Raw genomic sequence first — 10,606 nt, 5'->3', positions numbered from 1 at the left:
GTATTTCTTTTGCTTCTAAACAAAGATTCCCTTTTTTATATAAAACCATTGAAAAAACTAAACCGCACAAAAGAAATGAAATCAATGAATACTGTATAATTTCACCGGGATCAAATTCTTTCGAAACGTAAGCAAACGAAAAAGCCTGAATTGATACAGATATCAATATAAATAATACAGGATGCACTTGCAATTCCTCAAGAGCAGGCTTTAAAAAGGCCTGAGCTTTCTAAACCATGAAGCTTTTCAAGTGAGGCATAGTAAGCGGTTTCTCTTCATGAAACAAATTTTTTTCACCCTGATTCCATATTGCACTCTTCAAATGTTAGTAACTCTGACAATTATGTAATTGAATGGTTTCATATTGAGCAATATCATTCAGTACATAAGTTCATCCACGGAAGAACTACCCCAGAGTAACAATTAATAAATCGATGCTAATGGAGGTGCAATATGATTTATACCCATACCGACCAACGTGTTGCAACGGATCAATATCGCCCGACATCTGAAGTCACTTTTTCAGAAAAAAATGAAGCAAGCCTTTCTGGCAAACGGGTAGCTATCGCTGCGCACTCCAATGAAGGCCCACACATGACTGAAGGGAGCAGCAGATATGAGGGGCAGCCACTGAAAACCCGAAAAACCAATCGCGTCCTGGCCTCATTGTCAGCGATCGCGACAGGCGTTGCATCAGCGTTATACATCATACCAACTGCCACTGCCGTTGGAGCTTTTGCTACGGGCTCCATGGGTGCACTGCTTGGATCGATAGCAGGGCCAGCAGGCCTGTTTACCGGTGGCGTTATTGGTACCTGTGTTGGGGCTTTCGTCGGATTTAGCGTGACAGCCTACTTTACCCCCTATTGTATGGCAAAGGCTTATAATAGGGTTCTGGAAGCGACCAATGACAATGGCTTCGAACGATCAAAGCTTGCTGACAGGATTGTGGCTTATTATGAGGGGGCAGCTTCAACATCAAGAGCATAAAGCCAATACAATCAAAACTATAAGCCGAAAATCACTGCGACCACCGCAGTGATTTTTTTATCCCTCGTTTTCACAGTTCCTCGTTTTTCCAGTTTTCTTTTGATTGGTGCGCTTTATTACCTTAAGCACTTTTGTTTCAGACTAATCCCGAAACGCAGCCGGGTTGAGCCCAAGACCCATAGCAGCCAATATGCTATCGGGAGCAGACATCTCAGTGATCATCAAACACTCTTCAGTCAGCTTCAGGTAGTAATCCAGATCAGGATGCTCCAGCTCTGCTTGCTTGCCCATATCATCATAAACCCGAACTCGCATAGCTTCCTTGTAATAAGGTTCCGCTTCAAAAGCCGCGACTTCCTGATCACTCATCAAACCACCTTGTATAGCAAGAGACTCCCGCGAAGCCTCGGTAAGTTTGTCGTAATAGGCAGGCTTAAGTGTGCACATGTATCGCTTTGCCTGAACATGTAGACGAATACAATCTGTGACCAGTGTTGGCAGATAGCCTTTTAAACAGCGTTCACCAATATCTTCATGAAAGCCATCGATGCCATGATCGGAAATATCCTCAGGGAGACCATGCAACAAATGGCCAATATCATGAAGGAAAGCAGCAACCACTACTTCCTTTGAGCTGCCACCCTGTTCAGCGTAAAAGGCTGACTGCAACATATGATTGGTCATTGAGATATGCTCACCATAAGCAACATGACCATTCTTGATATATTGTTTGCGGATAAAGTCAATAACTCTCATTTCAATAATCTTTTCTTCTGGATCAATTCATTCGCTTAAGTTCACTGCGCAGGGAATCAATATCCGCATAAGCCCCCTGAAGATGTCGTTTACCCCGGGCTGGCATTTCACGACCATGCAGAACCCGCTGATTGTTGAACATCATCAATTCACCCGGAGCCAGCTTACAGGCATATTTACAGGCTTCACTGTGAAGAAGATTCATAAAAAACTGATAGGCTTCGTAGAAGTCTCTGGTTTCTTCAAATGGCAGTCGCACCGGCTGGACCGAGCGGTTGTTAATACGAATACCGATGATTTCACCCTCGCAGCCCAACTCTATCACCGGGCCAGTGCTCGACAAACTGGCGCTATCACTGCTGAAGTTGTAATGCAGGGTGGTTGTCGAAAGCAGAGCGAAGTATTCAGGATACTGCTGTCTCAGCAACTGTGCCGCATAAAAACCATCCGCCAGAGCGGTGATGCCACCCTCCGGGGCAGCCTCAAGGCAATGCAGCAATTGCAGTGTTGGCACCGGATGACGGTAAGGATTATCCGTGTGAAGGCTCAGCGGCCTGGGCGTAAAGGCGAGATTTTCCGGCTCTTCTTTGCTTATTACTTCAAAATAACGGCCATAGTTGGTTTCACGGACATAGCCAAAATGATCGACAACCTTGAGCACCTGACCTACCTGAGCTGGCACATTGTAGAGAAATGACAGACCGTGGGTCTCAATGGCTTTCAACCACTGTCGTTTAACCTCAGGATCGTCTATAGCGTTGTAGTCAAAACGAATACTGTCAGCCTGCAAGCCCCCTCCCCACAAACTTGGTGCTTCAGGGACAAACGCCTCAGCGATGAGCAAACTTGCCGGATAGATTGACCGGTGACCATCCTGCCAGAGAATCTGCAAGCTTTTATCAACACCAATATCAACGACAGTTGCCGTTTCTGGCCTGATATCCATAGACACGTCCATTACCTCAATCAGCCTTTGCCCCGACTCATGTCGGCATTGATGACAAGGACAGTTATCGCGAAGCCAGAAGTAATGAAATGGCTTATCGTGGAAAAACAGATGATCATTGAAGAGCTCAAGCATGGCATCCCCCTTAAACCCAAGGCTTCAGTTTTATTAAGTGTTTTGGCGACGGGTATTATTGTTCTGACTTAAACTCAAACTTAGCGGACCATTCTTTAAGAACAGCATCGCGCTCATTGGCCATTCGACCAAAATCAACGTCAGCCATGACAGCTTCAACATCGGGGTAATTTTTGACTTCGCCTTTCACATCCTTGTGAGCGACAACCGGGTAAACCGTGTTGTAAAGCTCATTGGCTTCTTCAGAAACCGACCAGTCAGCCAGTGCTTTTGCTGCATCGGACTTTATATTGACCAGACCAACTGCCTCTAAATCCCAGCCAACACCCTGAGGCATCACAAGATCTATTGGTGCACCCTGAGTTTTCAATTTAGCGCCACGCAGGGCAAATGAAATACCAATCACCGTTTCTCCTTGCGCTGCTTCAACACAGGGCTTGGAGCCAGAGTGAGTATATTTGGCAATATTTTTATCCAGAGCCTCCATATATGACCAGCCATTTTCTTCACCCATGGTTTGCAGCCAGGCAGCCACCTGAGTGTAACCCGTACCGGAAGAGGCTGGATTAGGCATGACAATATGCCCTTTGTAGACCGGATTCAGAAGGTCTTCCCATTTTTCAGGTTTTGGCAGAGCCAGTTTTTCAGCCTCTACGCTGTTGAAACAGATCGCATTAAAAAAAGCATCATGTCCGTACCAGGCTTTATCGCTTTCCGGATCCACCATGCCGGATTTAAGCTCGGAGACACCTTCCGGGGTATAGGCTTTAATAATGCCCTGATTTTTCAGCAGCACCTGGGATGAAGCAGCCAGCCCCCACACCACATCAGCAGGAGTTCCTTTTCCTTCTGCAAGTATTCTGGCAGTGATTACCCCGGTAGAATCACGAACCCAGTTGATTGTGATATTCGGATGCTCTTTCTCAAAAGCCTCTTCGAATGTTGATAGCAGATCTGTTTCAAAAGCCGTGTAAACAGTCAGTTCCTCAGGCGAATTAGCCCAAGAAGAAGCGCTAGCAACAGATACTGATACCAGAGCTAGACCAGTCATCCATTTTTTCATAGGGTCATCTCCAATCACAAGCGACCTGAACCAAACTACATATTCTGGCACCACCGTACACTGGCTATGTTTCAATCAAATGAAACCCTTTTATCTATGCCTTATCAATTACTCCCGGAGTTGGAAATATGATGTCGTTTAAATACTTACAGACAAAAAAAACCCCGGAAAAAATCCGGGGTTTTTATAGGGTGGTCTAGATTACCAGTGATTCAGTATCACTCGATGATCTTGGCAACAACACCAGCACCTACAGTACGACCACCTTCACGGATAGCGAAGCGCAGACCGTCTTCCATCGCTACTGGAGCGATCAGGGTAGCTACGAAGTTAATGTTGTCACCTGGCATCACCATTTCAACGCCTTCTGGCAGTTCTACAGCACCGGTCACGTCAGTGGTACGGAAGTAGAACTGAGGACGATAGCCCTTGAAGAATGGAGTGTGACGACCACCTTCGTCCTTGGACAGAATGTAAACTTCTGCTTCGAACTTGGTGTGAGGAGTTACAGTTCCTGGCTTGATCAGACACTGACCACGCTCAACTTCTTCACGCTTGGTACCACGCAGCAGCGCACCAATGTTCTCACCTGCACGACCTTCGTCCAGCAGCTTACGGAACATTTCAACACCGGTAACAGTCGTCTTGGTAGTCTCTTTGATACCAATGATTTCTACTTCTTCACCAACAGTGATGATACCACGCTCAACACGGCCAGTGACTACGGTACCACGACCAGCGATAGAGAATACGTCCTCGATAGGCATCAGGAACGGCTGATCGATAGCACGCTCTGGCTCAGGGATGTACTCGTCCAGGGTTTCAACCAGCTTCTTAACAGCGGAAGTACCCATTTCGTTGTCGTCTTTACCTTCCAGAGCCATCAGGGCAGAACCAGTGATGATTGGAGTGTCGTCACCTGGGAACTCGTAAGTGTCCAGCAGCTCACGAACTTCCATTTCAACCAGTTCCAGCAGCTCTTCGTCGTCTACCATGTCAGCTTTGTTCAGGAATACCACGATGTAAGGTACGCCAACCTGACGAGACAGCAGGATGTGCTCACGAGTCTGAGGCATGGGGCCGTCAGCAGCGGAACATACCAGGATAGCGCCGTCCATCTGGGCAGCACCGGTGATCATGTTCTTAACGTAGTCGGCGTGTCCTGGGCAGTCTACGTGAGCGTAGTGACGGCTAGGAGAGTCGTACTCTACGTGAGCAGTAGAGATGGTAATACCACGCTCACGCTCTTCAGGAGCGTTATCGATCTGAGAGAAGTCTTTAGCTTCGCCACCCCATACTTCTGCACATACGCGAGTCAGTGCAGCCGTCAGAGTAGTTTTACCGTGGTCAACGTGACCGATGGTGCCGACATTTACGTGCGGCTTCGAACGTTCAAATTTTTCCTTAGCCATTTCTCTTGACCCTTAGATAGATATCAATGGTTCGGGGGGTAGTGATTCTCGGTACAGCATTCTAACAGCCCTTTATGTCTGTTAGAACACCGCACATACACTATTAACCCTGATTTTTAATGACCGCTTCAGCAATGCTGGCGGGAGCTTCGGCATACTCGCTGAATTCCATCGAGTATGTAGCACGCCCCTGAGTTGCTGAACGCAGATCTGTGGCGTAGCCGAACATTTCACCCAGTGGCACCTGAGCGTTAATGACCTTACCGGAAGGTGTGTCTTCCATACCCTGAACAATACCGCGACGACGGTTCAGGTCACCCATAACGTCACCCATGTAGTCTTCAGGTGTCACCACCTCAACTTTCATCATGGGCTCCATCAGAACAGGGTTAGCCTGTGGCGCGTATTTCTTCAGACATTGAGAAGCAGCGATTTTAAACGCCATTTCGTTGGAGTCAACATCGTGGTAAGAACCATCATACAGACGAGCTTTCAGACCCAGCAGAGGGTAGCCGGCGATAACACCGTTCTGCATCTGCTCTTCCAGACCCTTCTGAACAGCCGGGATGTATTCCTTGGGAATAACACCACCAACAATCTCGTTGACGAACTGAAGACCTTCTTCACCTTCTTCAGCCGGAGAGAACTCGATCACAACGTGACCGTACTGACCACGACCACCAGACTGCTTGGCAAATTTGTGGTTAGCGTCAACGGTGGCTTTCAGCTTCTCACGATAAGCAACCTGAGGCTTACCAATGTTAGCTTCAACCTTGAACTCGCGACGCATACGGTCAACGATGATGTCCAGATGCAGCTCACCCATACCGGAGATGATGGTCTGACCACTCTCTTCGTCGGTGTGAACACGGAAAGAAGGATCTTCCTGAGCCAGTTTACCCAGAGCGATACCCATCTTCTCCTGGTCGGCCTTGGTCTTAGGCTCAACCGCAACAGAGATTACCGGTTCCGGGAACTCCATGCGCTCCAGAGTAATAACGCTGTCCATGGCGCACAGAGTGTCACCCGTGGTTACGTCCTTCATGCCGATCAGAGCAACGATATCACCCGCCAGACACTCTTTGAGTTCTTCACGGTTATTAGAGTGCATCTGAACCATACGACCCACACGCTCACGCTTGCCCTTGACAGGGTTGTAAACGGTGTCGCCGGAATTCAGGGTACCGGAGTAGCTACGAATGAAGGTCAGGGTGCCCACGAATGGGTCGGTAGCAATTTTGAACGCCAACGCAGAAAACGGAGCATTGTCGTCAGCTTCACGGGTTTCAACCGTGTCTTTACCGTCGTCCAGGATACCTTCAATGGCCTTAACTTCTTTCGGAGAAGGCATGTATTCGATGACGGCATCCAGAACGGCCTGTACACCCTTGTTCTTGAATGCGGAACCGCCGAATACCGGAATAATTTCGTTAGCCAGGGTGCGAGCACGGATACCGGCCTTGATTTCTTCCTCAGAGAGTTCACCTTCTTCCAGGTACTTCTCCATCAGCTCTTCAGTAGCCTCGGCAGCGGCTTCGACCATGTACTCGTGCATTTCGGCACACACATCGGCCATCTCAGCAGGAATGTCTTCGTAGGCGAAGGTCATGCCCTGGTCCGCTTCGTTCCAGATGATCGCCTTCATCTTAACCAGATCGACAACACCCTTGAACTCGTCTTCAGAACCAATGGTCATCTGCATGGGAACGGCATTAGCGTTCAGACGATCACGCAGCTGGTCGACTACCATCTGGTAGTTAGCACCGGTACGGTCCATCTTGTTGACGAAGACCATGCGCGGTACTTCGTACTTGTCAGCCTGGCGCCATACAGTTTCAGTCTGAGGCTGAACACCGGAGGAACCACACAGAACAACAACAGCGCCATCCAGTACCCGCAGGGAACGCTCAACTTCGATGGTGAAGTCAACGTGTCCGGGGGTGTCGATGATGTTGACACGATGCTCATCAAACTGAGCATCCATACCACGCCAGAAGCAGGTGGTAGCCGCAGAAGTGATGGTAATACCACGCTCCTGCTCCTGCTCCATCCAGTCCATGGTAGCCGCACCATCGTGCACCTCACCAATTTTGTGGCTCAGACCAGTGTAGAACAGGACACGCTCAGTGGTCGTTGTCTTACCCGCGTCAACATGGGCACAAATACCAATATTGCGATAGCGGTCAATAGGGGTTTTACGGGCCACGACTCAATCCTCTGATACTTAGAAACGGTAGTGAGAGAACGCTTTGTTAGCTTCAGCCATGCGATGCACGTCTTCACGCTTCTTGACAGCAGCACCCTTGTTCTCGGCAGCATCCATCAGTTCGCCGGCCAGGCGAAGATCCATGGACTTCTCACCACGCTTGCGCGCAGCGTCTACCAGCCAACGCATAGCCAGGGCCGTGCGACGGCTTGGACGAACTTCTACAGGTACCTGATAGGTAGCACCACCGACACGGCGGGACTTAACTTCTACCACAGGAGCGATGGACTCGAGCGCTTTTTCAAACTGCTCCAGAGGGTCCTTGCTGGTACGCTCCTGAACTTTGTCCAGTGCGCCATAGACGATTTTCTCGGCAACAGATTTCTTACCGGAAACCATCACATGGTTAATGAATTTTGCCAGCGTCTTGTTATGAAACTTTGGATCTGGCAGTACTTCGCGCTTGGCGACTACGCGTCTTCTTGGCATTGATAAGCCCTCTTTTCGGCCTTCAGGTAGCTCAGGAAAACTCCTGACCTTACTCTTATCAACCTACTGTTTAAATGCTTGCTCTATTGAGCGTTCTCAAGTCTAGTCTCTGGACACTAGTTTCAAGCTACTAGTTCAAGACTTAGGCTTTTTGGTACCGTACTTGGAACGGCCCTGCTTACGGTCGTTAACACCCTGGGTATCCAGGCTACCGCGAACGGTGTGGTAACGAACACCTGGCAAGTCTTTTACCCGACCGCCACGGATCAGAACAACACTGTGCTCTTGCAGGTTATGACCTTCACCACCGATGTAGGAAGTCACTTCGAAGCCGTTGGTCAGACGCACACGACAAACTTTACGCAGCGCAGAGTTTGGCTTCTTGGGAGTAGTAGTGTAAACACGGGTGCATACACCGCGACGCTGTGGGCAGGCCTGCAGCGCAGGAACGTCGGTCTTTTTGACCTTACGCTTACGAGGCTTGCGAACCAGCTGGTTAATTGTTGCCATTGGCGAACTCCAGTCGTTTCTAAGTGAGTAAGAATCTGCTGCGTCAGAGGAGTGCGCAGAAGATTCTTTGCTTCAACGGCAAAAGCCGGCGTAAAAACCGGCATCTACCAACCCCTGAAAATACAGCTAGGGGCAATATAAAGCGGCGAAATTTTACGGAATGCAGGAAATGGCGTCAAGCCTGTGGATAACACAATTCGAATAAAAGAGAAAACTCGCGAGGGTAAAATCTTGCCTGTTACGGTTCACTCTGGGTCACCGAGTTGTGCTAAAGTCCCGCCCATACCCAAGATCACTTTCAGGATTAACATGAAACGCGAACTGGCGATTGAATTCTCACGTGTGACCGAAGCGGCAGCACTGGCTGGCTATAAATGGCTTGGCAGAGGCGATAAGAATGCAGCGGACGGCGCAGCGGTTGAGGCTATGAGAGCCATGCTCAACAAGGTTGAGATAGATGGCGAGATTGTCATTGGTGAAGGCGAAATCGACGAAGCCCCCATGCTTTATATCGGCGAAAAAGTTGGCAAAGGTCAGGGCGAGAGCATTGATATTGCCGTTGATCCTATTGAAGGTACCCGCATGACCGCAATGGGACAGAACAATGCCGTGGCTGTTTTGGCCGCCGGCGAGAAAGGCTCTTTCCTGAAAGCACCCGACATGTACATGGAAAAACTGGTTGCAGGCCCCGGTGCAAAAAACGCCATCGACCTGAAGCTGGGTCTTAAAGAGAACATCCACAATGTCGCCAAAGCGCTGCACAAACCCATAGAAAACCTGACCGTGATCACTCTGTCCAAGCCTCGTCACGACAGTGCTATTGCGATGATGCAAAAAATGGGTGTAAAAGTTTTTGCCATTCCCGACGGTGACGTAGCCGCTTCTATCCTGACCTGTATGCCTGACAGTGAAGTCGACATGATGTACTGCATCGGCGGTGCACCAGAAGGTGTTGTATCGGCAGCCGTGATTCGTGCATTGGGTGGCGACATGCAGGGTCGCCTGATGACTCGTGATCAAGCCAAGGGCGATACACCTGAGAATAAGGCTGCCGGTGACATTGAGCGCAGCCGTTGTAAAGAGATGGGCATTGAGCCCGGCAACCTGTTGCGTCTGGATGATATGGCCAGCTCTGACAACGTGGTGTTTTCAGCCACCGGCATTACCAAGGGTGATCTGTTGGAAGGTATTGCCCGCAAAGGCAACATTGCGGAAACAGAAACACTGGTGATTCGTGGAAAATCCCGTACGATCCGTCGTATAAAATCTATCCACTACCTGGATCGCAAAGACGACGACATCAAGGGTGTCATCTTTTAACCCTATTTTCCTCCGCGCCATTGTTTCCAAGCTATTGTTTCCAAGCCATTGTTGAAAACAGGCAATGGCTCTTCCCTTGATGTTTTATTTCGAGGGGATAGTCAGGGGTGTATGCCCGAAAATAGCTCGGCAAAACATTCTTTAATCGTTTCTTACGAGATAATTACCAGCAGCGTTGGCAGTAGTCCCGACAATAGACACGGCAGCCATAGAAACAGCTTCGAAATTTCCCAAAGCAAAACCGATAGCAGCACCGCTGGCAACACCGCTAGCGAAACCGTCCGTCTTTTTACAAAAGTGGGCACCCCAGACAACCGTTACAACAGATAAAGACAGCACTCTAACGAGGGACCCAGCAGCTAACCCGGCACCAGCAACTCCGGCACCAGCAACTCCGGTAGCTCCGGCAGCAAACCCTGCAAAAGTCGAAGGAGCAAACGAGGGAGCATAAGTACAAACAACCTGACAGATAAACTTAATAGTTTTTTTCGAAATAGTTACCACGCGTTCCTGCAATGGAATTTTTTTTATCTCTTTTATATCATCATCATTCAGTTGCTTTCGACAGAGATGGCAGTTTGTTTGGTTATATTTTTCCAAACTTACCCGCATGCATGATCTACCATAAGCATGTCCACAATGTAGAGTGATGCTTTCACATCTACCTGAATCTTGACATAGTGTGCATTCAACACCATTAACACCGTTAAGACTGTCCATATCGAAGGTCTCCTATTATATTTTCCGTTACTTACAACCTTAGATATTTATATTTGGTT

11 protein-coding genes are annotated in these 10,606 nt (G+C 48.7%); 2 read left to right on the top strand and 9 right to left on the bottom strand.

Annotated elements, in window-relative coordinates; translation table 11 throughout:
- Positions 1 to 187: hypothetical protein (locus KDK17_RS17965; protein ID WP_257288711.1), on the bottom strand; the 187-nt coding region annotated here is incomplete at its 3' end.
- 266 nt (positions 188 to 453) lie between these two features.
- Here KDK17_RS17965 and KDK17_RS17960 point away from each other — a divergent pair.
- Positions 454 to 990 carry a hypothetical protein gene (locus KDK17_RS17960; protein WP_257254322.1) on the top strand — a complete coding sequence of 179 codons (537 nt, stop codon included), beginning with the start codon at positions 454 to 456 and terminating at the stop codon, positions 988 to 990.
- A 141-nt stretch (positions 991 to 1,131) separates the two neighbouring features.
- Here the strand turns inward: KDK17_RS17960 and KDK17_RS17955 are convergent, their stop codons facing one another.
- From KDK17_RS17955 to rpsL, 7 genes are all read right to left on the bottom strand, one after another.
- Entirely contained in the window at positions 1,132 to 1,746 is a 615-nt protein-coding gene (locus KDK17_RS17955) for an HD domain-containing protein (RefSeq protein WP_257254323.1), read from the bottom strand.
- Between the two features lie 22 nt (positions 1,747 to 1,768).
- The gene (locus tag KDK17_RS17950) at positions 1,769 to 2,827 is read right to left on the bottom strand and encodes a TauD/TfdA family dioxygenase (protein ID WP_257254324.1); all 1,059 of its coding nucleotides are present in this window, start codon (positions 2,825 to 2,827) and stop codon (positions 1,769 to 1,771) included.
- A gap of 55 nt (positions 2,828 to 2,882) precedes the next feature.
- Positions 2,883 to 3,878, bottom strand: a complete 996-nt coding sequence (locus tag KDK17_RS17945) for a putative 2-aminoethylphosphonate ABC transporter substrate-binding protein (protein ID WP_257280857.1) — start codon at positions 3,876 to 3,878, stop codon at positions 2,883 to 2,885.
- A 230-nt stretch (positions 3,879 to 4,108) separates the two neighbouring features.
- Positions 4,109 to 5,302 carry an elongation factor Tu gene (tuf, locus tag KDK17_RS17940; RefSeq protein ID WP_257254328.1) on the bottom strand — a complete coding sequence of 398 codons (1,194 nt, stop codon included), beginning with the start codon at positions 5,300 to 5,302 and terminating at the stop codon, positions 4,109 to 4,111.
- 103 nt (positions 5,303 to 5,405) lie between these two features.
- Positions 5,406 to 7,508, bottom strand: coding sequence for an elongation factor G (fusA, locus tag KDK17_RS17935; protein ID WP_257254329.1), 2,103 nt, complete (start codon positions 7,506 to 7,508; stop codon positions 5,406 to 5,408).
- 18 nt (positions 7,509 to 7,526) lie between these two features.
- Positions 7,527 to 7,997 carry a 30S ribosomal protein S7 gene (rpsG, locus tag KDK17_RS17930; RefSeq protein ID WP_252177337.1) on the bottom strand — a complete coding sequence of 157 codons (471 nt, stop codon included), beginning with the start codon at positions 7,995 to 7,997 and terminating at the stop codon, positions 7,527 to 7,529.
- Between the two features lie 135 nt (positions 7,998 to 8,132).
- On the bottom strand, positions 8,133 to 8,507 hold the full coding sequence (gene rpsL / locus KDK17_RS17925; RefSeq protein WP_034841716.1) for a 30S ribosomal protein S12: 375 nt from the start codon (positions 8,505 to 8,507) through the stop codon (positions 8,133 to 8,135).
- Positions 8,508 to 8,816: 309 nt separating this feature from the next.
- Between rpsL and glpX the strand changes: the two genes are divergently transcribed.
- Positions 8,817 to 9,827, top strand: coding sequence for a class II fructose-bisphosphatase (gene glpX, locus KDK17_RS17920; protein WP_257288710.1), 1,011 nt, complete (start codon positions 8,817 to 8,819; stop codon positions 9,825 to 9,827).
- Positions 9,828 to 9,968: 141 nt separating this feature from the next.
- On the opposite strand, the gene KDK17_RS17915 is transcribed toward glpX, so the two are convergent.
- Positions 9,969 to 10,547, bottom strand: coding sequence for a hypothetical protein (locus tag KDK17_RS17915; protein WP_257280855.1), 579 nt, complete (start codon positions 10,545 to 10,547; stop codon positions 9,969 to 9,971).
- Between the last annotated feature and the right edge of the window lie 59 nt (positions 10,548 to 10,606).

The sequence above is a fragment of the Endozoicomonas sp. SESOKO2 genome (genome assembly GCF_024606245.1).
In the GTDB taxonomy this organism is placed as follows: domain Bacteria; phylum Pseudomonadota; class Gammaproteobacteria; order Pseudomonadales; family Endozoicomonadaceae; genus Endozoicomonas_A.
Note: the sequence above shows the minus strand (reverse complement) of the source record. Positions and strands in the feature narration are given on the sequence as shown.